Here is a 24,867-nt window from a genome sequence, read left to right as displayed (position 1 = left end):
AAGAAAAAAATGGGTTGACAACGACTTATTTACTAATTTCATTGCCCGTTCAAAGGGTCGAATGACTAGTTATTTAATTGTCCATGGGGTTCCAGGGTCCTAGTTGATGACCTTTCCACTCGGAACCATCTTCCCATATTTCTTTTTTCCAAATGGGGACATTCTGTTTGAGTCTTTCGATCGCGTAACGGCTCGCATCGTAACAGTCACTGCGATGAGGGGAGGAAACGGCAATGACGACGCTGATCTCTGCTACATCTACCTGCCCAATCCGGTGACTTATCGCACATATCACACCTGGCCAGCGTTCATTAATTTCACTGCCGATAGCCGCCATCTGAGAAAGTGCCATAGGTACATAGGCCTCGTATTCGAGATGAACCGTTCGTTGTTGTCCAGTCATTTCACGGGTGGTGCCAACAAAGGTAAGGGCTGCTCCATGGTTTGCAGTGATGACTAGCTTCGTTGTAGCTTCCACGGACAGTGGGGACTGGGTGATCAGGAATAATCCGTCATCCGTACGATGCTCGGGATGGGGAGAACGCTGTTCGTCACCAGTCAAATGGGTCCCATCTCCTCCCGACACAGGGGGAATTAAGGCGAGCTCGTCCTCGGCCTTGATTATAATATCGGCAGAAGCATACTGTTGGTTTACTGCCAGGAAAGAAGCGCGTATTTGATCCGTCGCTTCCGGGTAAGCAAGGCCCAGTTTTTCTTTTAATTGCACAGGAGTTGGATCCGTTCCAGGGTATTCATATTCGAGCAGGGATGTGCCCAGACGTTCAGCGATGCCTGCAAATAGTTGAATTGTCAATTTCATGCGAATAACTCACCTCTTTTTAATCTCTAAACCCTATAAATATATCATAACGACGCGGAAAATGTTATGCTTATCCATTAGAGGAATGTACGTTATATACGATAAGAGGGAGGCGGTGTGATGAGCACCAGGAAGACGCAAACACTAACGATTCTACACACGAATGACATCCATAGTCATTTTGGCTCCATGAGCTCCATCGCCGCCATGATCGGACAGGAGAAGGAAGAGGCCGGAGAGTTTCTGGTAGTAGATATCGGAGATCATATGGACCGGATGGCAGTTGAGACGGAGGGTACTCTGGGGGCGGCTAACGTCGATGTCCTTAATCTGACCGGTTACGATGCCATAACAATCGGGAACAACGAAGGACTAACCTTTACACCCGAACAATTGGCACAGTCTTACTCTGGACTTCTGTGCCCAGTCGTATGTGGAAATGTTGTGGACCAGGCTACGGGCCTGCCACCAGTCTGGATGAAATCCTCTCTCATTCTGGAGAAGGGGCCATTTCGCATCGGTCTGCTTGGTGCTACAGCACCCTTTACCGCTTTTTACGAACTGTTGGGATGGGATGTATTGGAACCGGTAGAGGCACTGCGTGAGCAAGTTGAAGCTTTGCGTTCTCAGGTGGATGTGATCGTTATTTTGTCCCATCTGGGGCTTTCAACAGATCGCAGACTGGCCGAACAGATCCCGGGCATCGATGTCATTCTGGGCGGACACACACATCATGTATTGGAAGAACCATTAGTCATTGGACAGACGGTGCTTGGAGCGGCAGGCAAGTTTGGACAGTGGCTCGGTAAGGTGGTATTGGAGCGAGAATATGGAGCGAATGAACTTGCACTGGTGAGCAGTGGCTGTGTTCCGGTCCAGAACATGATGCTCGAAGAAAGGGTAGCACTGGCCATAGACACACATCGGACGGAAGCCGAACGGGCGCTTGGCCAGACAGCCGTTATAACGGACAGAACACTCGCCATTGATTACGATCATGAGTCTCCGTTTGCGTCATTGCTTGCCCAGGCAGTCCGTCAGTTCACCGGAGCGCAGTTGTCACTTGTGAACGCCGGGCAGCTTCTTGCAGATCTTCCGCAGGGCAATATTACAAAGGGAATGTTACATTCCCTATGTCCATCTCCCATTAATGCCTGTACAATATGCTTGAATGGAATTCAGATTCGGGAGGCACTGGAGCAGTCGCTGTTGTCAGAGTTCTCACGAAAACCGATTATCGGTTTTGGATTTCGCGGGCATATTTTAGGAACCTTGTGCATGGATGGGATGGACGTGGAATATGATCCACACGCGCCTCTATACGAGAAGATCCGTGCCATATACATTGAGGGCGAACCGATTCGTGATGAACATGAATATGTGGTGGGAACACTCGACATGTTTACGTTCAATGTAGGGTATCCGTCCCTTTCTCTTGGAACGGATACAACGTATCGACTTCCTGAATTTATACGTGACCTGCTCGAAACGGAATTGAAAAGGCCAGGGGCGCTGGATGACAGCCTGCGATCCCGTTGGCATGAAATCTAACAAGTACTTGCCTTCTGCTGAAGCGGCGGCTAGTGGAAATTACATCTACGGAGCGGGAGAGGATAGGCTGTGCGTTTAGTACATATAAACCTATTGCAGCCTGGCATGAAGCTGGGGAAACGAATTTATAGTGAAGAGGGTGTGGTTCTGCTCAGTGAGGGAGTGGAGCTGACCAGTCGGTTGATTGGACGTCTGAAAGATCTGGGGATTGGATACGTGTATATTTCGGATGCTGCAACAGAGGATATCATCATTCCGGATATGCTGCAGGAAGAGACCAGGCGTAGAGCGCTGGTCGAGATCAAACAGCAGTTTCAGAGTATGTCTGGCCTCAAAACCAAAAGTCGAATCCCGCACTTCGGAAAAGCACTTAGCGGGGTAATGAATGCAATACTGGAGGACATTGGCAGTCAGAAGGAAGCGATGATTATGCTGATGGATATGAACTCCAGTGATTTTGATCTGTATAATCACTCATTGAATGTATGTGTATACACCTTGGTTCTTGGAGTGGCATCGGGTTATACACGCCAGCAATTAATGGAGATTGGTCTGGGGGCCTTGTTACATGATATTGGAAAAACACAGATTGCCCCAGACATTCTGCACAAGCCCTCCAAGTTAAGTGATGAGGAATTTAAAATCATACAGCAGCATACTACATATGGACATCGTATTCTCAAAGATGAACCGGGTATACCGCTCCTTGCTGCACATTGCGCTTTACAGCATCATGAACGGATTGATGGCAGCGGGTATCCATTTGGTTTGAAAGACAATGAAATCCATGAATATGCAAAGTGGTTGGCCCTTGCCGACTCTTATGACGCGATGACGACCAATCGGGTGTATCGTCAAGCCTTTCTGCCTCATCAGGCGGTTGAGGTATTATACACGGGTTCAGGGACATTATATGAACAGCGTATGTTGGAAAAATTTCGTGATTGTGTTGCGATCTACCCCTTAGGTATTTCCGTCACGTTGAGTACAGGAGAAATCGGGGTTGTTGCAGCCATCCATTCCCGCGTTCCGCAACGACCACGCATTCGTGTTCTCAAGGACGCAGATGGACAGACCTTAAGCGCACCCTATGAAATTGATCTGTCCACAGCGCTGTCTGTTATGATTACAGGTGTTGAAGGGGTGGAAGACGCTACGCCAGCTTCAGCACGTAATGAAATATTTTGATATCTGACATCTAATGGAGAATGGGTCAGCGCTCATATCGTAACGTCCGGGGGCAGCTTGGCCCGGATGTTACGGGGGCGTTTTTTGTCATGTAATGGACAGAGCATGCTCATGCCAGAGCGCAGGAAATTGTGCTATGATAAAAGATAACTCCAAAAAGATGAAGTCGGGGTATGTTGTAAATAAAACTTTTTAGGTTAATAAAAGGAATAAGGTGAAGAACAATGACCATGCTAAACTCAGGATCGGTAGAACCGATGCCTTTATCGCCGACTAATGATCCTTGGGATCCGATCGGCTCTTTGCGTACATATGGACGCCATGTGCTGACCAGTGTAGAAATGACCGTAACTCATCTGTGCAATATGCGCTGTGAGCATTGTGCGGTAGGAGATATGTTAACGATGCGCGAAGCACCTGCGCTTCCGTTGCCTTTGATGCTTAAAAGGCTGGATGAGGTGGAGCACCTTCAGACGATCAGTCTGACAGGTGGTGAGCCGAGCTTCAGTCAGAAGACCGTGGATGAGATGATCATTCCGCTGCTTAAATATGCCAAGGATCGGGGGATTCGTTCCCAGATCAACTCGAATCTGACGCTGGATATTGGTCGGTACGAGCAGCTGTTGCCATATCTGGACGTTATGCATATCTCATTCAATTATCTGAATGCCGATGACTTTCACCAGGTTGGTTTTGCCAACAGTGGCAGACCCGTCAAGCGTGAAGTAGCGGTGAAGATGTATGAGAAAATGATGGAAAATTCCCGTAAACTCAGTGAAGCGGGCATGTTTATCTCTGCGGAGTCCATGATTAATTTCCGTACCCATGACAAGCTTGAGGGCATTCATCAATTGATCCGTGAGATGGGCTGTGTCCGTCATGAAGTGCATCCGATGTATAATTCGAATTTTGCTTCTGCGCTGCCGGTGCTTTCCCTTGATCATATGAGAGCGGCTATTCATCGTTTGTTGGATGTGCGTGACAAGGATATGTGGATGCTGTTTGGTACACTTCCGTTCTTCGCATGCAGTGCAGCAGACCAGGATCGGGAGCTCATCAACCGCTTATATAGCGAGCCCAAAGTAACGGTTCGTAACGATCCCGACGGTCGTAACCGCGTTAACGTCAACATGTTTACCGGAAACGTGTATGTTACCGATTTTGCCGACATCCCGGCGTTTGGCAACATTCGAGACCGGAAGCTGGATGACGTATTCCATGAGTGGTCGGCAGAACATCCTTTGAATCAGACAGTGAACTGTCATTGTGATGCTGCTTCTTGCTGCGGTCCGAATCTGCTCGTGGCAGATATGTATTATAAAGGTGTGGATTTCAAATCGAGAAAAGCAATTACACGTTGATATTCCAGGTGTATTCCTGAAATAGATCAAAAAGGGGAGTTTCGACTTGGGTATTCATACCGAATTTCATCTCGGGCAGTTGGTATTTAATCTGGTCTGTGTGTTTCTGCTCGTATTTTTGAATGGCGTATTTGTCGCAGCGGAATTTTCCCTGGTTAAAGTTAGACAAACACGCCTCACTCAATTACAGAGTGAAGGGAATAAGTTGGCTGGTTATGCACTGAAGGTGAATGGGAAATTGGATGCCTACCTATCGGCTACCCAGTTCGGAATTACGCTGACATCGCTCGGGCTTGGTTGGCTCGGTGAACCGGCCATTTCCGAATTGTTGGTTGAACCTCTGATGTTCAAGCTTGGTGTAGCGGATACAGGACTTATATCGACAGTATCCGTCATCATCGGTTTCTGTATCATTACGTTTCTGCACATTGTGCTGGGTGAGCTTGCGCCCAAATCTTTGGCGATTCAAAAAACAGACGGAGTGGCTCTGCTGCTATCGGCACCATTGCTTTTATTTTATAAAATCTTCTTCCCGTTCATCTGGGTGCTGAACGCTTCAGCCAATGCACTGCTGCGTTTGGCAGGCATTGAACCTGCCAGCGAAGGGGAGGCCCATTCGGAGGATGAGCTTCGCATTTTGATGAAGCAAAGCGCCAAGAGTGGTGTCATTGATAAGGATGAAATCAAACTGATGGATAACATCTTTGATTTCTCCGATATGCTGGCGCGTGAAATTATGCTGCCGCGTACGGATATGGATTGTTTGTATACCCATATGTCTCTGGAAGAAAACCTGAAAATTATTAATGCAACGAAGCATTCTCGTTACCCTGTCGCTGTTGAGGATAAGGATGAGATTATCGGATTCATCCACATTACGGACCTACTTCTCGCTGAACCAGACCAGCAGCATGATCTGGCAGCGCTTGTTCGTCCAATTCTGAATGTGCCTGAATCGATGGAGATCAGTCATGTACTTCGTTTGATGCAGAAAAAACATTCCCAGATGACTCTGGTTGTCGACGAATATGGCGGGACAGCCGGCTTGCTGACTGCCGAAGAGATTTTGGAAGAGATCGTTGGTGATCTGTATGATGAGTTTGAAGACGAACGTCCGCATATGGAGCGCAGTGGAGAAGCCTTTTCCATCGATGGTCGTTCCCTGATTGAAGAGGTCCATGAATGGACCGGAGCTGTCATTGAGGATGAGGAAGTCGATACGATTGGCGGTTGGCTGTTCAAGGAACTGGGAGGTAGTCCGGTCAAAGGTAAAACACGGGAGCAAAACGGTTATGTCTTTGAAGTCGAAGAATCCACCCGTCTCCGAATTACCCGCGTAAAAGTATATAAGCGACCTGATTCTGAAGAAGATAAGGTGGAGACGGTAGAACAGGAACCAGATTCGATGCAGAATAATGATCGTGAACGTAACAGAGACTGAGTATTGATGAAATAAACGATGGATATGGCCGCCATATCCATCGAAGTGACCTTCGGAGACCACCAGTGGGGTGAGTCGTTCGAAGGTCTTTTTTTTTTCGATCCGCTAAATATGGGATTAACTTGGGGACAGCGACATATGGATATAGAGACGGAAAAAGAATGCTTGGGTAATTGTGATGACATGCACCAAATCCGTGATAAAGGAGGCGCTGTTCTGTGAAAGATCCGCAGCTTCGTGCTTACGTCCCTTTTATTGGGCCGTTTGATCCTTGCAAGCCGCTGCCCATTCGTACGTATCTCGTCACACCGCAGTTGTTTATCCCTTTCCAGCCGATGGGTTGGCCCCAATACAGTCCAGCAGAAGCACTGAGAGTGGGAACATTGTGGCCTGCATTGTACAGCCCTTATACCTCTAAAAAATCAAAGGGGAGAGAGGTGGAAGTGGATGGAACCTGAAGCACCTAAAGCCTGTGATGCAAAATACTATGAGCTGCTGGAGGAACTTCAGGCTCTGGATTTTGTATTGGTTGAGCTGAACCTGTACTTGGATACCCACCCTGGAGACTATCAAAGCATCGAACAGTTTAACAAATTCAGCCAAGAGAGAATGCGTGTGTCCCGTGAGTTCCAGCAGCTGTATGGACCACTTATGAACTTTGGTCATTCATTTTCCAAATATCCTTGGGAATGGTCTCAGACACCTTGGCCTTGGCAGGTGTAGTGAAATTTTCAGCTATTGTGGCTTGTTGACTTGCCGGGAGTCCCATGGATCGATAGTTTAGTTCAGGGACACCCGGAAATGCTAAGCTGAAATTTTTATCCGGATTGTAAGATTAAATCAAAAATTGGAGGAGGAAGTGCGGCATGTGGGTATATGAGAAAAAGCTGCAATATCCTGTGCGGGTGGGGAAATGTGACCCTCATATGGCCAAATTGCTGATGGAACAGTATGGCGGAGCTGATGGTGAATTGGCTGCAGCCCTCAGGTATCTTAATCAGCGTTATACGATTCCGGACAAAATTATCGGTCTGCTGAATGACATCGGTACAGAAGAGTTTGCTCATTTAGAGATGATTGCAACGATGATCTATAAGTTGACCAAAGATGCAACAGTCGAACAACTGGAGCAAGCGGGTCTGGATGCTCATTACGTAAATCATGACAAAGCCCTCTTTTACAACAATGCCGCAGGTGTACCTTTCACCGCAACTTATATTCAAGCGAAGGGAGATCCCATTGCTGATTTGTACGAGGATATTGCTGCGGAAGAGAAGGCACGGGCTACATATCAATGGTTGATCGATCTGACGGATGACGTGGATCTGCAGGATAGTCTGAAGTTTCTGCGGGAGCGGGAGATTGTGCATTCCTTGCGTTTCCGGGAGGCGGTAGAGATTCTGAAGGATGATCGGCAGACAAAGAAGATTTTCTAAACGTTTTAAACTTATAAAGAGCTTAAGGTCCTAATTCCATCGACTAGACATAGAGAAAAGATTTTTAAAGTTGCGACCTTATCCCTGAATTCAATTCGTGGGGAGGTCGCAAATTTGTTTCTTTGTTATCTGGTTCTACCAGATGTGTCTACAAATATAATGAAATGAATTTTCTCTGTTAGGGATTGAGCCAGAATGTTATTGACTAATAAATTACTGACTTGTATAATCGATTTGTTAGTAATTGATTGATTACTTACTGCGATGAAGATGGGAGTTATTAAATATTGCATAGGAAATGTTCTAACCGTGCAAAAGAAAATAAGTCGTATGTATATTATTGATATCATGTTATTGATTGATCACTAAATATATTATCTTACCACGAATGTTAAGTAATCAATCGCACTGCCTCTTCATTAGTTATTGATCAATTAATAATTAATTTTAAATAAAGGAGGATTACATGAAAAAAAGTAAAATATGGTTTTTCATTTTTGGGGTCCCGTTGTTACTAATAGGAGTGCTAATCGGTGTATTCTTTTGGCAAATTCGATTACAGCAACCTGAGGAGATTAATATGGCTCAGCATCACCACAATACAGGATCAGTAACGACAACATCCCATCATTCGGAAGAAGGTATTTCCTGTGAGAAGATCGTGGATGAGGATACGGCGGCGCCTATTCGGAAATTCGAACTGACAGCCGCTATGACAACATTGAATCTTGATAATGGACAAACGACAGAGGCTTGGACATTTAATGGTACCTCACCTGGGCCTGAGATTCGCGTTAAAGAAGGTGAACGTGTCGTGGTGACATTGTACAACAAGGATATCAAAGAAGGGGTTACCATTCATTGGCATGGAATCAAGGTTCCTTGTTCACAAGATGGAGTCTCTGGAGTTACCCAGGATGCCATTCTACCTGGGGATGATTTTACGTATTCCTTTATCGCTTCCGAAGTGGGCACATATTGGTACCATTCTCATCAGATGAGTTCAATTCAGGTAGAGAAGGGACTCCTAGGTTCTTTTATTGTTGAGCCCAAGATTTCACCCGATCCGTCGGCGTCATCAATAAAAGAGGTTTCTGCAATTTACCAACAATTGAACTCCACTATGCTGCTGAACGGTGGTACGAAGGGGTTAACTACACTGGGAGAAGTGGGAGATTTCGTTAAAGTTAGACTGACTAATGCTAGTAATGAAACGATGAACTTTGCGATAGATGGGGCTTCTTTTAAGGTCACAGCGATGGACGGTCATGATATACATGAGCCTGGCAAACTAAAAGATGTAACTATTCCGATCGGAGCTGGACAACGCTATGATCTAATATTACAGCTTCTAGAGTATAAAAAGGTTGTCATCAGAAGTGATTTGGCTAAAGAGCTTCCCATTTCTATCGGCAGTGGAGCTGAACTTGAACAATTAACTAATAAAGAGAAATTCTCATTCGTTGATTACGGCAGCCCGCTGGCGAATGACCCTCTTGCGAACCTTACAGTTGATCAAAGTTTCAAATTAGAACTGGGCAGATCTCTTTTTGTTAATTCAATCAATGGAAGTTCCTTCCACGAGATTCCTCCAATGATTGTGAAGGAGGGGGATCGTGTGCTCATTACCGTCACCAATAAAGCAGGCGGGGATCATCCGTTCCACATTCACGGACATATTTTTCGAGTATGGAGCAAAAACGGTGTGTCTTTGAAGGGTAGTCCTGTCTACCTTGATACACTCCTAACGAAAAAAGGTGAAACCTATGAAATATACCTGGAGGCGGACAATCCGGGACTATGGATGGCGCACTGTCACAATTTGCAACACGCCTCAATGGGAATGAGTATGATGATGAATTACGAGGGAATAACAACTCAATTCAGAGTGGGAACGAAATCAGGGAACCTTCCCGATCTATAACATGAACGATGCTTCCATACTAATATTTGAAAAAAACTAATAAGAAAAAGGAGTTAACCATTCATGAATCATTTATTGATCATCTCTCATCCAAGGAAAACAAGTTTGAATCATTCTATTTTACAAACGGCAGTAGAAGGTCTTCAGAAAGGAGGACATAACGTTGAAGTGAGAGATCTGTACGAGATTGGCTTTCAACCCTTGCTTGGTGCAAACATGGCCGATTTATTAGGAATAAATGATGAAAAAGTCATTCAAGAACAAGAGTATTTGATTTGGGCTGATGTTGTTACTTTTATTTATCCCATATGGTGGACCGGTATGCCTGCTATGATGAAGGGTTATATTGAACGAGTATTTTCATATGAGTTTGCTTATAAGTATGAAAATGGAATTCAATTGGGGCTACTTAAAGGAAAGAAAGCTGTAATAATTAATACTCAAGGTAAATCTTTGCGAGAGTATGAAGCTAGCGGGATGCAGGAAGCGTTGAGGTTAACGTCCGATAAAGGAATATTTGAATATTGCGGGTTTGAAGTTTTGTCCCATATTTTCTTTGATTCGGTGGATACAGCAGACCAAGCAACACGAGAAAAATGGCTGAAAAAGATTGCAGATATAGCAAGTAAGGCCTAATCATTTCACTCCACTTTCGTAGCTTAGGGTAGTGAAGATTAATGGCAAATCGTGCAGCCACTACAAATGCATAAGGTCGATTCAACCAAAGTTATCACACCCGTATAATACAAGAAAAGAAGGACTGTCCTATTCAGCTAAAAGGATGTCCTTCTTTCGATTTTTGCGAACTAAGCCTTTAGTATTCTACGATCATGGCAACATTTTGCCACCCGGCGCCTACCGTCCAGAACAGAACTTTATCACCACGCTGAATTTGGCCGGATGTAATGGCTCGATGAAATGCAATAAATGGACTGCTGGTTGAGGTGTACCCGAACTCGTCTCCGATGTAGACGGCAATATCTTCACCGATGCCAATGTTCTCGGATACAGCACGTATATTGCCAATGGATAATTGGGAGAAACAAGCGGCTTTGATCTCGTCTGCTCCGATCTCGTTACGACTTAACAGCGTGCGAATCGATTCAGAGGCAGCCCCTACACAGATGGAATCATCAAACGGTATGAATTTTACATGGAAGGCACCTGCATCAACACCGGTTTGGCCCAGTTTTGCAAGACCTTGTGCCGGGAAGAGTGAATTGCCGTATACGCAGGTATCGGTCTGATAGATCGAGTCAATAAAACCGACAGCCTGCTCGTCCCGTTCAACAATGACAGCTGCTGCTGCATCCCCGAAGTTCGCGAAGTATACAGGATCGTCGGGACTTGCGTGAGGAGCGACGTAATCCGAGCCAATTATCAAAGCACGGCGAATTCTGGGATTGCCCAGCATCTGACGGCTAACTTGTTCAAAGGCTGCGGTCATGCCAGCACAGTTGGCATTGCTGTCAATACAAATCGTATGGGATGCCCCGTTAATCAGGCGATGAATCATTAAGGAATTCGTAGGAAAGATGTATTCCGGCGTTTGACTTGCATAAGCAATCAGATCAATATCAGCACCGGTAAGTCCGGTCTTTTCGAGCAGATTACTGGCGGCCTCAAAGGCCATGCTTAGTGAGTTTTCATCATCGTTGTCAATTTTGTAACGTGTATCACGCCCAAGTGCCTTTAACAGTCCCCGAATATCTACACCTCTTGCATCAAAATGTTCAATGTAAAAGTCATTGCCCACCTTATGGGTTGGATGATAGATATCGATATCTACAATACGAATTCCAGCCATCTTCATTCTCCTCCTGAGCGGATGGGTGAACCCTCAGCTTGTCCGCCTGGTTTATTAGGTCGTAACCGTGGAGATGATCTCAAGGTTGTCCAGTCCGACAGACCGTCCAAGACGGGCCAGCTGCATTTTCAGAATGGCATTATTCTCAAGCGTCAGCACCACTTTTTTATATTCATCTTTTTTGAACAACTGCAGGCAGCCCTCAAGAAGAGGCACAATTTCCGGAGCGGTAACATTCAACTTTTTGCAATCGATATTCAGGTCATATTCCTTGGGGTTAATCGGAGCGATCGTGTCCTGGTATGCCGAGATGGAACGTAAACCGTCTTCTTGAGAGAAAGATCCCTCCAGTTCAATGTTTAACACCTTGTTCGGAACGTCAGTTTTCAGTATAAAACTTCCCATGATTGTTCTCTCTCCTTTAAATGAGTTAAGGCTATCCTGCTAACCAAGACATAGGCCTAGAGGCCTGAGCTGACTGCTTCTGAGATGTGACGGATTCGAAGGATAATTTAACCATATTATAAAGGTAGGGATGTAAAAAGATCAATAAAAAAGTCGAATCATGTATAAAAATGTAGAAGAGTGAATTATTGGATTTCATCCAGTGTAGCCAGCAATATATTAAAAGCACTGATGATCCGCGGAGCACCAACACATGGTGCCAGATGCAACAGAATTCCTTTCAGCTGATCCACGGTTACACCGACACTTAGTGCCATCGTATAATGAACCCCCAACTGCTCATACTGTCCCTGGGAGATCAGTGAAGAGATAATGGCGACTTCCTTCCATTGATCGGTAATGGTTGTGCGCTGAAAAATATCCCCGTAAGCCGTCCCCATAATAAACTCAGCGAGCTCAGGGAACTGATCTTTAATCGGTGCCAGTGCTTTTGCACCATATTCACCGGAAAGCTTTGCAAAACGCTCCAATCCTTGAGTCACTTGTTCACTCATGCTATGTTCCTCCTAATTCAAAGTCACGGTACGGTGAGCCGTGGGTGGAATCTCGTCGCGATCAGTAAGAAGCTCAATTACGGTAACCTGGTTCAGCTGCTGTGCCGCCTGGAGAGCAAAGGCAAATTCGTCTCGTGTTTCCGCACGATAAGCTACAGCACCGAGGGACTTAGCAAACTTTGCTGCATCCAACGGTACCTCGTATAAGGTGCCATCGATTCGACCTGTTGTTTTCTCCATGCCTTTTAGTGCCATATCCAGCTGTTTATTGTTTACTACGATGAAGATGACTGGCAGATTGTTGCATACAGCAGTGTTAATCTCGGTTCCAAGCATCATGAAGCATCCGTCACCCGTAATGCATACAATGGTTTCTTCCGGTGCGGCGGTTTTGGCTCCAATAGCCATGCCGATGGCATTGCCCATACAGGCAAAATAGGCGTCAAACACAAAGCTGCCAGGTTTCTTGACTTTATATCGTTGAACCGCATGAAAACCATGACTGCCATCATCCACAAACAGCTTATGATCATAGGGAAGCAATTCACTCATTTCTTCCAGTACGGAAGCTAGAGAGAGGTTCGGCAGATCCGGGAGAGGTACGGTGTAATTAACCGTTGTCGTTTCTTTTGGGAGAACAGGTTGTTCTGTCAGTGTACTGAGCAAAAACTGCAGGTTGTCCTTCAAGTCGCCAGTGATATGTAAGGTTGATGCATGAAGTATTTTACCAACGAATGCAGGATCGGTGTCGAATTGGATTAAATGTGCAGGGTGGTTTTCCGGCTTCAAATTACAGATCGTCATATCACTCAGACGTGAACCGAGTACGATATAGAGATCACTTTGATTCAGCAGCTCATCTGCATGAGGGAAGCCGCCAACACCGCAAGGGCCGTGGTAAAGGGGATGATCCCAAGCAATGGCACCTTTTCCTCCGGGAGAAGTAATGACAGGAATATTGAAATGTTCGGCCAAATGGAGCAATTCATCATGGGCTCTGGCGCGACTGACGCCTTTACCTGCAATAATTAAAGGATGACTGGACTGTTGAAGCAAGGGGAGGACATGATTCAGGTTGGATACGCTAATCAGGGGTTCAGGCTCCGGGATTACAACCCGGAAGTCAGCGAGCTGTTCGGTTTGTACATCAAACGGAAGACAGAGATGGACCGGACCTTTGTTGGGACCGAGTGCAATGGAAAGGGCATGATTCAATATGGTGCTGAAATGATCGCCACGCTCTACCAGCTTGCTGAACAACGTGGCAGGACGGAACATCTCGGCCAGATCGGCCAAGTAGGAAGAGGAGTCCTGACATTGTGGAAGCCCCAGTTCCTGGATGGACTGATGACCTGTAATAAACAGGACAGGCAAGTTATTGGCCTTGGCATGTGCTGCGGCGGTGAGCAAGTTGGTTCCGCCGGGACCTGAAGTGGCAAAGGCCACACCCAGTTTCCCGGTTTGGAGGGCATAGCCCGAAGCGGCAAAGCCTGAACTGGATTCATGGCGACCTGGAATGAACTCCAAGCCGTAATCAACCATTTTCAGGACAGCAGGGCATATGGATTTTCCGATAATACCAAAGACATGAGTAACGCCTAAATTACGCAGAGCTTCTGCCAAATAGTCCGCAACTGTTCTCATGCGGGACACCTCGCTTCACAAAATAGGTTTTTGGACCCACAGGTCAAGTTCCATTTTTGGAGTGTATGTCGTCGTCTAAGGTTGTGAAAGGAAATCAATCCTTGTTTATAGGAAGAGTAGCTTTTTTTGTGGTTTTTTGTCAACTGCTTTTATGAGTATAAGTTCCTGATTCTTAGGTTGGAAACGCTTAATGCTATATCCTATAAGAAAAAATAAATTGGTTATATATTCCTGCAACAAATGAACTAGAAACGATGAATATAGAATAAAATGTAAAATACTATAAAATGTGATAGATTCAAATTGTGTATATCCATTGAGAATCGTGCACTTCCCATTTCGTATCCGTGTAAAGGATTGGCAATGTTACGCTTTCTGTTTATACTGAAATTCGATTGGAGTGAGTTGGATGACAACGATAAAAATGGCTGTAATTGGTTTGGGCAAAATGGGATTACATATGATACATCAGGCGACACAGACAGAACTATCCGGAAAAGTAGAGATTGTAGCGGTGTGCGATTCCAATGAGGAAAATTTGGCATCGCTTGCTTCCTCTCATCCTGAGACGAAGAGGTATACGGATTTTAAGCAATTGCTCGACACACATGCGGTTGATCTGCTGTACATTGCAGTTCCGCCTAAATATCATTATCCCGTCGTTATGGACGCGTTAGAGCGCAAGATTCATGTGTTCTGTGAGAAACCACTGGCGAACAGTGTGGAGGAAGCGAGAGGGATGATGGAGGCAGCCGAGAAGGCCGGTGTAGTACACGCAATCCATTTCTCCATGCCGCATGAACCGTCAGTAGTGAAACTGCAAGAGTTGATTCAGCAGGAAACAATTGGTGAGATTCGCAAAATCGATCTGATCCTGCAATTCCCCCAGTGGCCTCGAGCGTGGCAGCAAAATGCCTGGATTACGAGTCGGGAGCAGGGCGGATTTATTCTTGAAGTGGGAATTCATTGGATTCATATGATCCAAAAGGTGTTTGGTTCTATACGCGTGATTAACAGTCAGGTTCGATTTCCTCCAAATACAGGGGAATGTGAACATGAAGTTCAAGCCGCGATGGAGCTGGAGGATGGAACACGAATCCAGTTAAACGGGATTGCACATTTTGCAGGTGAAGAGCGTGTATCCATGGTGGTTTACGGCACAGAAGGAACGATTGCTTTGGAGAATTGGGATCAACTATGGAGTGGACGCAACGGAAAGTCACTTGTTCCCGTCCAAGTAGAAGAATCCTTAAGCCAGCTACCTGTATTAAAACACGTTATTGCCCGTATTCAGGGTCAACCTGCCAGAATATACGATTTCAACGATGGCTATCATGCACAGCTTGTCCTTGAAGCGCTGCGTAATCCAGAAAATCCAGATCAATCCTAATCCACAATGGTGCCGGGTTAGAAACGGAATCGTGTTCAATTTCCATCCTTTTGACAAACCAAAGAAGCAGATCCTGAGTGGAGTAGGATCTGCTTCTTTGGTTTGTTTAGATATAATCCATAAGGTCAAGAAAGCTTGAATCGGTTAACCAGTTGATCAAGCGCATCTGACATTTCGTTTAACTGCTTGGAGGTGTCGGTCATTTCCTGCAGGGAAGCAAGTTGTTCTTCGGTCATAGCCGATACCTCTTCCGTGGCTGATGCGGTGTCCTCAACTACGGCGGATACTTCGTTAATGGACTTCATTACCGTTTCACTGCCGGTTGTCAGTTGTTCCACAACCGCGGATACGTCCTGAAACTCACCGCTGAGATCATGAATGTGCTGGGTAATATTTGTGAAGGCATGCCCTGCATCTTTAATCGTCCGTAATCCTTCGTTGACATGGAGTGTACTCTCGTCCACAACATGGGCCGTGTTTTGAACTCCGGTTACAACGGTTTCCAATATGCTTGTAATTTCCTTCGCTGACGTGGCACTTTGATCTGCGAGATTGCGAATTTCTGAGGCAACGACGGCAAAACCACGTCCATGTTCCCCCGCACGGGCAGCTTCAATTCCAGCATTGAGTGCAAGCAGGTTGGTTTGCCTTGCGATCCCTGACATGGAATCAGCAATGTTGATCACTTGATCAGACATTTTGGAAATTTCGTTAATGGCTTCCTGCACAGACAGGAATGATTGCTCAATGAACGTTATTTTCCCAACGGCATTATCGATGCGCTGTTGTCCGTCAACGGCAATGGATTCAGTGCGTACAGCACGTTCAGCCACGTCGGCTGTTGAAGCGGCGACCCGATTAAGCCCCATGAGCGATTGTTCCATCGCAGCGACCATGGTTTGAGTAAGGGCAACCTGTTCATCAGCACCTTCAGCGACACGCTCCATGGCCGTGGCGACCTCTTTTCCTGCGATGTGATTGTCAGACACGCCTTTATCCAGTCGATCGGAGGCTGTGCTCAGAATAGTGGCATTGCTTTGAATGTCTAGCATCATTTGCTGCAATCCAAAGAGCATGGTGTTGGCAGCCTCAGCCAATTCTCGTGTTTCATCTTTCATCGGAGTGGCGATTCGCAGGGTCAGATCACCATTGGAGGAGCCGATATCATTCAGTGCATGTGTCACTGTGCGAATGTTTCTTACAATGGAACGTGACAAAACTAAGGCAGCGATGACCGAGATTATGGCAACAAGGATCAGTGCACCGTACAACTCCCAATTCAGTATTTTGTTTTTCTGTTTCAATGCTTCTGTACGTGCTTCGGTTAGCGCAAGTTCATTGGTTCGGAACGTATTCAGGGATTGCCGAATTTGATCCATGTCTTTTTTACCGGGATCTGTCGTGAAAAATTGTCGGATGGAAGGCAGATCATTGGCCTGTCGCCACACAACAACCGGTTCTCCCGCGACTTGAATCCAGTTTTCCATATAACTATGTATTTCTTCAAGCAGCTTCAGCTGTGAGGGGTTGTCCGAGATTAATGTAGCCAGCTGCTCCTTGAGAACGGTCAGCTGTTCTTTTCCGTTTGTGTACGGGTCAAGATAATTTTCCTGCCCTGTGATAACGTAGCCCCGCTGGCCTGTTTCCATATCCACCATGCTCTTTTCGATTTCATATGTCAGAGCGTGTACCTTCATATCATGATCTACGAGAAAATCCAATTCGCTTTGAAGCTTGCTGGTACTGTTCTGGATCAAAAGGATGCAGCCCGCCAACACAGCGAGTACGAGCAAATAGCCCAAACCAATCTTATAAAAAATTTTGAAGGTCCTGTGCGTTTTCATGTTTGTTATTCCTCTCCTTGGGGTATATGTATTTGTCGAAAAAACCTGGATGATAGCTGTAATGGTTCTTTAGGTTGAGTGTCTAAAGTACTATATTTTCAGTATTATACTTTAATGAAGTATGATTGTATATAGTTTGTTTAATTCAAGTATAATGTTTGTAGATGCTGTATAACGTTGATGACACAGATGTTTTACATTGCGCGGTTTACACTGCCAAACGTTTATGTTTATCATGGAAGGGGAACGATTCCGAATACATATCCCAATCCGAAAGGAACATTGGACATGACAAGAGAGACGGTATTGCGTAAACCGGAAGCGATGATTTTTGATATGGATGGTACGTTATTTCAGACGGAAACCCTGTTGTTGCCAGCCTATCATCAGCTGTTTGATACATTGCGGGCAGAAGGGCATTTTGAGGGAGAGACTCCTCCTGAAGAACGAATGCTTGGGAGCCTGGGGATGTTGCTAGAGGATATATGGAAAGTGGTTATGCCTGAAGCTTCCGTTGCGGCGCATCGTCGTGCAGATGAACTGCTGCTTCAGCTGGAGATTGAGGGACTCGATGGAGGAAGCTCTGTCCTGTACCCGCAAGTAAAAGAGACGCTTGAAGCATTGAAAGAGCAAGGTGTGCGCTTATTTGTTGCCAGTAACGGGCTGGAGGACTATGTGAAAGGCGTGGCTTTTGCTCATGAGATCATGCCGCTCTTTGAAGGCGTGTATAGTGCAGGCCAGTACAAGACCCCTTCCAAAGTTAATCTGGTTCAGATCCTGCTTGAGAAGCATCGCATTCAGGATGCATGGATGGTAGGGGACCGCTCTTCTGATGTGGAGGCAGGCAAAATGAACAATCAGACCGTCATCGGCTGTGCCTACGCAGGATTCGGTCGGGACGAAGAACTTGCAGGATCAGATGTACTGATCTCTGATTTTACGGAACTGCTTCGTTTGTATCGGGAAGCCGAGTAGAATAAAACTGACCACCCAAATCCATTTGGATATTGGTGTGGTCAGTTTTTTTGTTCGAAGAAAATTCGGTTCACTACCAAATGAAGTCTAACGAGTCATAACTGGGATCTTCTGGTCCTTTTGAGTGTGGGATATTTACCTTTTACGCGACGTTTGACTGGTTTGGTTACCTTCACGCCACGAGGGGGAGGGCTTGAATTTGGATGGTTGTGGTACACCCACAAGGCATACTCCAATGGTTGGGTGATCGCTTTGAGATAGGTGTCTTTCTCTCTAATGCGGGCGAACACCTCACGCGCTGGTTTCGGATTCACTTCAAGCAGATAGATGTGTCCACTCTTGTCAATCGCCAAATCCAGAGCCAATTCACACAAGTTGCCATAGGTGTTTTCCAGAAACGTGGCTACATCAATCCCGAATTTCTCGGCCGTTGCGTTAATTTCTGCTCGCTGCTGCTCATCCGTAATCCATTGTTTCATCAGTTTGTGCATCGATATAGCCTGACCACCGCCATGAAGATTGGAGGTCACACTTTTCTCTGCACCCATCCGCCCAGCGCATCCCGTCAATTCCCACTGTCCTTCACCGTTCTTCTGAACCAGCATTCGATAATCATGAACACGGCCATTCGGGAGCTGGAGCTGAATTCCCTGTTGAACCAGGTATTTGTCCTTCATATTCCAGTTCTGAAGAAGTGAGCCCAGGCGTGACAAATGGACCTTGCGCGGGGTGATGATCCGACGCTTCTGATCCCGTCCCTGCACAAGAACCGTATTGGCCTCGCTGCCGCTCCGCTCGATGCGGAGTATACCCCGTCCTCCCGTTCCATTAATGGGCTTCAGATAGATGAGGGAGGAGGCTTTCAGCATTCGATTGACATCGGACATATCCTGGAACAGAAGGGTGTCTGGCAAATGCTCGCGAAAGGCTGGCCTTGCGGAGAGTGTCTGATGAATGGTCCACTTGTTACGCAATGGACGGTTGAGAAAGAGCAAGTGACCATACTTTTGCCGAAAGGCAAGCAATTGCTGAAATCTGCGATTACGCTGTATGCGGCAGCGGTCGAAGATGATATCCGGGAATGAACGCCATTCCCGGGACCAGCCTTTTTCCGAATGAAAGACCATTGCCTCAATCTGTTTGCCCCCTGAATGTACATCGGCAGGTGTGAACACATAAACATCGAGTCCCCGCTTGCGCCCTTCAAGGATCATTCTGCGGTATATGCTCCGTTCTTCCAGAGCGCGATGTTCATTTAAGTACAACGTCATAATGCCCAGAACAGGTGAGGACACAAACAATCACCTTCTTTAGCTGTTATTCCTGTTCATCATCGTTTGGACTGACGGGCAAGGTAGGCGCTGTATTGAAAAATACGTTCCAATGACTTCCGCCGAATCTGCGGTTCATCGAACTTCATCGGCTTTGCATTTGCTTCGAAAAACCAGATCTCGCCCATATCGTCAATGCCGAGATCCATGGACATTTCACCAAGCGTATGCCCGGAGCCTCGTTCCACTTGTCTGGCGATCAACAATGAAGTAGACTTCACCCGCCTCATCAGTGTATTCGACATTTCTTCTCCAAAGAGATCGGTGAGCAGCTTCTCCGGGTCCTCCACGGTGCCTCCGCGCGGCACATGGGTGGTTATACTACGAGAGCCAGCGAGCCGGGCCCCAATTCCCGTTATACTCCACTGTCCTTTTCCGTTTTTCTGCACAAGTACCCGTAGATCGAATGGACGCTTGCGGGACAACGCCAGCTCAATACCCTGTTGCATAATGTAGGGCGTGTGTCCGGTTTCCTTGCGGATCCTTGCCCATAGCTTGGAAAGAGTTGCTGCTTTGTACGTGGTGCTCTTTCGGGTGCTCTGTATTTTAAGCCGATAAGGAAGGCGTTCTTTTTCCTGGAATTTGAGCATCATGATTCCTTTGCCTGCCTTACCACTCTCTGGTTTCAGATACAGGTAGGGATGTGACCTCAGCACGGTCCCCAAAGCGATTGCGGTTCGCATCCGGCGAGTATATGGGATCAGGTGCTGGGTGGATTTGGATTTCTTAAGCCATTCGAACAAATTCCATTTGTTGAAGAAAAACGGGTTATACAGTTCGATGCCTGAATGCATGCATTCTTCAATTTTTCGCTGTACTGAAGGTTTGCGTTCATCTTCCCGGTTGGGTATCCGATTGTATAGTACATGGGGAAGAGGAAAGGACTGTGAAGTCCATCTCCCACTTCCATTGTTGTACGTGTATCCTTTCACGGTGGGGTCGCTCACGTTCAAATCTCGCACAGTCACGACGTACACCACATATCCCATACTTTCGCCCGTCTGCACAATATCCAGGAAGTTTTGATGATTTCCTCTGAACATCCGTTGATCATCATGCATGGTCAGGATGGCAATGACGGGTCTAAAATCATCCTGGAGGCTCATCAAATGCCGTCTCTCTTCCGGAATTTGCTCAAATACAGGCAATGTTCCAGGATGTGCTCCACCGATGATTTTCCTTCCAGCCGGAGCGAAGGGTGACGGAAAATGGAGCGGCCGGGTTTGGCGTTCGCTTCGAACATCCATACATGTTCCTCCTGATCAATGCCCAGATCAAAGCCAATCTCACCAATCAGATGCTGGTGCTGGGTTTCAATCGCCTGGGCCAGTGTAATAGCGACGGATTTGGCATGCTGGAGCACTTCTCCTGCTCGGTCGCCAAAATTGCGGCTGAGCGCCTGCTCAGGGGTCATCAGGGAACCACCATTTTTGATATGTGTGGTTACGCTGCCTCGGCCAGCCTTTTTGGCGCCAATGCCGACGACCACCCAATGATTGTTTCCGTTTTTATGCATGTGAAAGCGGAAATCAATCGGACATTCGTCGATCTCAATGAGCCGGATACCCTGTTGAACGACATAACCGCGGAGCTGTTTGCCGTGTCTGCCCTGAAGCATGCGCATCAGGCTGTTGAATGAACCGAAACGCAGCAGGGCATTGCCGCTTTTTTTGCGATAACGGGCGAAATATCCACGTTTGGGCGAATAGGTCAGTCGATAGATCCCGTTGCCCAGACTTCCTGCTGTTGGTTTATAGTAGACAAACTGATGGCGTTCCAGCATTTCTTTCATCTGTTCTACCGTCGGATTGGTGATGGATTCTGGAATATAACGTCCGGCAGCCGGTTCGTTCTCCAGCAGCTTATAGATATCCGACTTGTTAAAGAAACTCCAGTTGAAGAAAGGGATCTTGCGCCGGACAAATCGCTCCCGCAGCTGGTTGATTGCTGGTGAGAAGTCAGAGCGGCGGCTGGGTAACCGGTTATACACGACGTCTGGCAGAGGTACCGTTTTGCGACTAAAGCTTCCGTTGTCGTTAAGGAAAAAACCAGATACCGTTTCATTCTGCCAGTTAATATCTCTTGGGGTGAACGCATAGATATAGGATTTACGGCTGCCTTCGCGGAGCAGTTGTTTGATAAAGCCGGTACGTGAACCAAACGGATTGGAGCCAGACGAAGGTCCGTCAGACAACACGCCGATCAGTGGACCCAACTGAACTTCATCGTTCTGCAGGTTGCGGAGGTAGATGCTGCCCCGTTTCGGAACGTTCATCAGGTTGCGTATGCCCGAAGCGAGATAAATATGTTTGCCAGCCTTTTTGATCGGTTTGATGGTTGCGGGCACCCGGTCACGACCAAACCGCAGATGAATCGTTTTTTTGCCGGATAGATTTAGACTTTTCATTAATGCGTTGGATACATAAACCACTTTATCCGGCTGTTGTGTGAAATGCAGGTTGCAAAAGGTCAAACTCATGATTTATCCTCCTATCCTGAAAAGATCCTTCGGCTCCATGGCAAGCAGGGCGCTGCGTGCCTCAACCGCCGTGAATCGGGATGGGTTTCAGGCCAGCTGTGCTGGATGTATTCGGCATTTTCATTAGACGCTTCACGTCCGTGAGAACATGTTGTTGCAGCAAATAACGGGCATAGGCAAGCGGCCGGGTGTAGGTCAGACTGTGCATACGTTGGTCACTCGCCTCTGCGAATGAGGAACGTCCCGGTCTCGAATTCACTTCGAGCAGCCAGAGGCGACCCTGAACATCTGCTCCGAAATCAAGACCCAGTTCGGCCAGTCTGCCAAAGCGGCTTTCTAACAGGGTGGGAATGCAGGCAGCGGCCTGCCTGATGGACTCCAGCAGAGTATCGGATTGCTTGCTCCCGTATCGTTCTAACAGATAAGGATGCACGGGGTACGCCTTTCCCCCTCCATGCAAGTTGGAAGTGAGTGAGCCAGCCGGTCCTTCCCGTACCATACATCCGGTTAGAGACCAGCGTCCTTGCCCATTTTTTTGCACCAAGGCCCTAATGTCGAACGGTCGTCCGTGATGACTCAGTTCCAGATACGGCTGTAAGATCATCTTTTTACCGGCCTTGTATGAATCCAGCCAGGCAGAGACATCCTGGCGATGCTCAAATGTACGGTGAATCAATTCATTGCGAGTATTTCTTCCCTCCATGATCCAGGAGGTGTGATGCTCGTCGTGATAAAGGCGAAACGTATCTTTACCATGGGTGCCCGATACAGGTTTGAAGAAAATACCTTTCGGCCAGCGCTCCAGCCACTGCTCCCATAAAGTATCCGACTGAAACAGCGTCGTAGGCGCCAGAAGGGTACGCAGTTTTGGATCAGAAGACATGGCGCGGTGTACCTTCCATTTACCAGGCAAGGAAGCAGACCAGTAACGGACATGGTGTCCGTTGCTTGAGGAAACAAGTGTCTGAAGCTGCTGTTTGAATATTCCAGGGAGCGGGAGCAGACAGCGATTCATGATCAAATCCACTGCTGGGAGAGGCACGATGTTCCATTTGCCCCTGTCGAATGCATAGCCCTGTGTGAGCCTGGATACGCTGGGTTTATTCGATACGGCCAGCACAATGATATTCAGGCCATAACGGTGACTATCCAAACTGAGACGACGGCAGAAGAGTTCATCCACGAAAGGAGGCGAGCCTTTTGTTGCCCGAACCAGGATGGCTACTGTGTTGGTCTGCTGTTGCAGGAACATTCCGCTGCACCTCCTCTAATGGATGACTCTTCAGAATCCGGCCAGATAGGTGGAGTATTCCAGCATCGCTTTGACCGAAGGCCGGATTTTGCTCTCGCTAAGTGGTGTATTATCGTTCTTGGACGGTTTGGAATTCACTTCGAGTAGCCAGACCCTCCCGCTGGTGTCCAAGGCAAGGTCGATGCCGAGTTCACCAAAATGGGCGGGGATGGCACCTTCAATGCCTTTGGCGATATCCAGCGCCGCCGTATGCAATCCTGCATAAGCAGAAGCTTTGGCTGATCCGGACAATTGGGTTTTGGCTACAGCTTCCTTGACGGTACTGAGGCTTCCACCCCGTGCCAGGTTGGATACATAGTGACTGCCACCTGCAATACGTGCGACGATGGAAGTGACACTCCATTTGCCCGTACGGTTTTTTTGCACAAGCGCACGGAAATCTACGGGTCTGCCGCTGTTATCAATAAGGGTAAGACCCTGTTGAATCTGGTAACGCGTTGTTTTCATTTTCCCGGAAATACTGGCATACAGTTTATCCAGAGACGTATACGTTTGTTTTCGGGTGCCTCCAACGCCAGTGGCAAGGGTGAGAAAGCTGCCGTCACTTTGACGAGAGACCCGGATGATGCCTTTGCCAAGCGACCCGCGAACGGGCTTCAGAAAGACAACCGGATATCGGTTGCACATGGTTTTGAGGATGGCTGAGGTTTTAAGTAAATGGGATTCGGGCAGCACCCTCTTCAATGTTGAAATGGACTTCAAGGCATCGAATACTTCATTTTTGTCCAGAAACTTTTCGTTGAAAGTTTGTGTGCCGTAGAGCGATTTTACTTCTTTCATAAAATGCTGTACGCTAGGTTTGTTCTCAAGCTTACGGGACGTCAGCCGGTTATTGACGACGTCTGCTATAGGCAGAACGGTCTTTTTCCAGCCGTCATCATACACCCAGCCTTTCATATAACCCGTTACCGCTCTAATATCCTCCGGTGTGAAAAAGGATACATAGGCGCCCTGCTTCCGGCAGGCGTTCACCAGTTCCTGACAGAACATCGTGATGGAGCCAAAGGGCCGATCGGGCTGATCAGGGTAATCCCGGCTAACCAATACACTGATGTAGGGTCCAATGCGCAGCGTACTGCTGGCTGAACGATAGGATATCCTCAGGACCGAACGGGGAACAAGGCCGGTCTTGCTGGCTACCGTCTGATTGATGCGCAGACCGTCATATCTAGGAACAGGAATGACAGTGACTTCACGGCGGAAAGAGCCGAATTGCAGCTGAAGCGGTCGGCCAGAAGGGATTTTAAGTGCCTTGAGCACCCCTTCGCCCAGCATGATGACGTCGTCCTGCAGGATGCCCGAGCCGGTAACCTGAATCGTTACTTTTTTAGTGGACATCACGGATCTCCTTCCGGGCGGCAACTTGATGTCTGATCTCGAAGTTGAACGGCATCTAAACATGGCA

Annotated in this window: 23 protein-coding genes; 12 read left to right on the top strand and 11 right to left on the bottom strand. The window is 47.1% G+C overall.

Translation table 11 applies throughout. The annotated features are described in order from the left end of the window. Positions 1 to 73 precede the first annotated feature (73 nt). Entirely contained in the window at positions 74 to 820 is a 747-nt protein-coding gene (locus QP794_RS01415) for a molybdenum cofactor biosynthesis protein (RefSeq protein ID WP_285074586.1), read from the bottom strand. 120 nt (positions 821 to 940) lie between these two features. Between QP794_RS01415 and QP794_RS01410 the strand changes: the two genes are divergently transcribed. The 10 genes from QP794_RS01410 to QP794_RS01365 all read left to right on the top strand — a co-directional run bounded on the left by QP794_RS01410 (position 941) and on the right by QP794_RS01365 (position 10,357). Then, complete coding sequence (locus tag QP794_RS01410; RefSeq protein WP_285074585.1) at positions 941 to 2,371, top strand: bifunctional metallophosphatase/5'-nucleotidase; 1,431 nt, start codon at positions 941 to 943, stop codon at positions 2,369 to 2,371. Positions 2,372 to 2,440: 69 nt separating this feature from the next. After that, positions 2,441 to 3,559 carry an HD-GYP domain-containing protein gene (locus tag QP794_RS01405; protein WP_079345957.1) on the top strand — a complete coding sequence of 373 codons (1,119 nt, stop codon included), beginning with the start codon at positions 2,441 to 2,443 and terminating at the stop codon, positions 3,557 to 3,559. Positions 3,560 to 3,783: 224 nt separating this feature from the next. Then, the gene (gene yfkAB, locus QP794_RS01400; RefSeq protein ID WP_285074584.1) at positions 3,784 to 4,920 is read left to right on the top strand and encodes a radical SAM/CxCxxxxC motif protein YfkAB; all 1,137 of its coding nucleotides are present in this window, start codon (positions 3,784 to 3,786) and stop codon (positions 4,918 to 4,920) included. Positions 4,921 to 4,972: 52 nt separating this feature from the next. After that, the gene (locus QP794_RS01395; protein WP_483311872.1) at positions 4,973 to 6,361 is read left to right on the top strand and encodes a hemolysin family protein; all 1,389 of its coding nucleotides are present in this window, start codon (positions 4,973 to 4,975) and stop codon (positions 6,359 to 6,361) included. An 18-nt stretch (positions 6,362 to 6,379) separates the two neighbouring features. Beyond that, complete coding sequence (locus QP794_RS01390) at positions 6,380 to 6,583, top strand: hypothetical protein (RefSeq protein ID WP_285074582.1); 204 nt, start codon at positions 6,380 to 6,382, stop codon at positions 6,581 to 6,583. Beyond that, a complete protein-coding gene (locus QP794_RS01385; RefSeq protein WP_285074581.1) occupies positions 6,580 to 6,819 on the top strand; it encodes a spore coat associated protein CotJA in 240 nt (79 codons plus the stop codon). Before QP794_RS01390 ends, QP794_RS01385 begins: the two co-directional genes overlap by 4 nt. Then, positions 6,809 to 7,084: a spore coat protein CotJB gene (locus QP794_RS01380; RefSeq protein WP_285074580.1), complete on the top strand. Its 276-nt coding sequence runs from the start codon at positions 6,809 to 6,811 to the stop codon at positions 7,082 to 7,084. The genes QP794_RS01385 and QP794_RS01380 overlap by 11 nt, the downstream gene beginning before the upstream one ends. A 143-nt stretch (positions 7,085 to 7,227) precedes the next feature. Beyond that, on the top strand, positions 7,228 to 7,797 hold the full coding sequence (locus QP794_RS01375; RefSeq protein WP_024629108.1) for a manganese catalase family protein: 570 nt from the start codon (positions 7,228 to 7,230) through the stop codon (positions 7,795 to 7,797). A 466-nt stretch (positions 7,798 to 8,263) separates the two neighbouring features. Then, a complete protein-coding gene (locus QP794_RS01370; RefSeq protein WP_285074579.1) occupies positions 8,264 to 9,721 on the top strand; it encodes a multicopper oxidase family protein in 1,458 nt (485 codons plus the stop codon). 63 nt (positions 9,722 to 9,784) lie between these two features. Further along, on the top strand, positions 9,785 to 10,357 hold the full coding sequence (locus QP794_RS01365; RefSeq protein ID WP_285074578.1) for an NAD(P)H-dependent oxidoreductase: 573 nt from the start codon (positions 9,785 to 9,787) through the stop codon (positions 10,355 to 10,357). Between the two features lie 178 nt (positions 10,358 to 10,535). Here the strand turns inward: QP794_RS01365 and QP794_RS01360 are convergent, their stop codons facing one another. From QP794_RS01360 to QP794_RS01345, 4 genes are all read right to left on the bottom strand, one after another. After that, entirely contained in the window at positions 10,536 to 11,528 is a 993-nt protein-coding gene (locus tag QP794_RS01360) for a 3-oxoacyl-[acyl-carrier-protein] synthase III C-terminal domain-containing protein (protein WP_285074577.1), read from the bottom strand. A 54-nt stretch (positions 11,529 to 11,582) separates the two neighbouring features. Beyond that, positions 11,583 to 11,933 (bottom strand): hypothetical protein, encoded by a 351-nt coding sequence (locus QP794_RS01355; protein ID WP_285074576.1) that lies wholly within the window; start codon positions 11,931 to 11,933, stop codon positions 11,583 to 11,585. Positions 11,934 to 12,118: 185 nt separating this feature from the next. Further along, complete coding sequence (locus tag QP794_RS01350) at positions 12,119 to 12,487, bottom strand: carboxymuconolactone decarboxylase family protein (RefSeq protein WP_024629113.1); 369 nt, start codon at positions 12,485 to 12,487, stop codon at positions 12,119 to 12,121. Between the two features lie 12 nt (positions 12,488 to 12,499). After that, positions 12,500 to 14,131 (bottom strand): thiamine pyrophosphate-binding protein, encoded by a 1,632-nt coding sequence (locus QP794_RS01345; protein WP_285074575.1) that lies wholly within the window; start codon positions 14,129 to 14,131, stop codon positions 12,500 to 12,502. Positions 14,132 to 14,540: 409 nt separating this feature from the next. Between QP794_RS01345 and QP794_RS01340 the strand changes: the two genes are divergently transcribed. Then, positions 14,541 to 15,521, top strand: coding sequence for a Gfo/Idh/MocA family protein (locus QP794_RS01340; RefSeq protein ID WP_285074574.1), 981 nt, complete (start codon positions 14,541 to 14,543; stop codon positions 15,519 to 15,521). A 125-nt stretch (positions 15,522 to 15,646) separates the two neighbouring features. Here QP794_RS01340 and QP794_RS01335 read toward each other — a convergent pair whose 3' ends face one another. Next, on the bottom strand, positions 15,647 to 17,365 hold the full coding sequence (locus QP794_RS01335; protein WP_285074573.1) for a methyl-accepting chemotaxis protein: 1,719 nt from the start codon (positions 17,363 to 17,365) through the stop codon (positions 15,647 to 15,649). Positions 17,366 to 17,653: 288 nt separating this feature from the next. Between QP794_RS01335 and QP794_RS01330 the strand changes: the two genes are divergently transcribed. After that, positions 17,654 to 18,340 (top strand): HAD hydrolase-like protein, encoded by a 687-nt coding sequence (locus tag QP794_RS01330; RefSeq protein WP_024629117.1) that lies wholly within the window; start codon positions 17,654 to 17,656, stop codon positions 18,338 to 18,340. 95 nt (positions 18,341 to 18,435) lie between these two features. Here QP794_RS01330 and QP794_RS01325 read toward each other — a convergent pair whose 3' ends face one another. The 5 genes from QP794_RS01325 to QP794_RS01305 all read right to left on the bottom strand — a co-directional run bounded on the left by QP794_RS01325 (position 18,436) and on the right by QP794_RS01305 (position 24,800). Beyond that, positions 18,436 to 19,635, bottom strand: coding sequence for a YheC/YheD family endospore coat-associated protein (locus tag QP794_RS01325; RefSeq protein ID WP_285074572.1), 1,200 nt, complete (start codon positions 19,633 to 19,635; stop codon positions 18,436 to 18,438). A gap of 35 nt (positions 19,636 to 19,670) precedes the next feature. After that, positions 19,671 to 20,777 carry a YheC/YheD family endospore coat-associated protein gene (locus QP794_RS01320; RefSeq protein WP_285075187.1) on the bottom strand — a complete coding sequence of 369 codons (1,107 nt, stop codon included), beginning with the start codon at positions 20,775 to 20,777 and terminating at the stop codon, positions 19,671 to 19,673. Continuing rightward, entirely contained in the window at positions 20,777 to 22,150 is a 1,374-nt protein-coding gene (locus QP794_RS01315) for a YheC/YheD family endospore coat-associated protein (protein WP_024629120.1), read from the bottom strand. Before QP794_RS01315 ends, QP794_RS01320 begins: the two co-directional genes overlap by 1 nt. A 61-nt stretch (positions 22,151 to 22,211) precedes the next feature. Then, positions 22,212 to 23,402, bottom strand: a complete 1,191-nt coding sequence (locus QP794_RS01310; protein WP_285074571.1) for a YheC/YheD family endospore coat-associated protein — start codon at positions 23,400 to 23,402, stop codon at positions 22,212 to 22,214. Positions 23,403 to 23,432: 30 nt separating this feature from the next. Next, positions 23,433 to 24,800 carry a YheC/YheD family endospore coat-associated protein gene (locus QP794_RS01305; protein WP_285074570.1) on the bottom strand — a complete coding sequence of 456 codons (1,368 nt, stop codon included), beginning with the start codon at positions 24,798 to 24,800 and terminating at the stop codon, positions 23,433 to 23,435. Positions 24,801 to 24,867: the final 67 nt, after the last annotated feature.

The sequence above is a fragment of the Paenibacillus sp. UMB7766-LJ446 genome (assembly GCF_030226665.1).
Classification (GTDB): domain Bacteria; phylum Bacillota; class Bacilli; order Paenibacillales; family Paenibacillaceae; genus Paenibacillus; species Paenibacillus vandeheii.
Note: the sequence above shows the minus strand (reverse complement) of the source record. Positions and strands in the feature narration are given on the sequence as shown.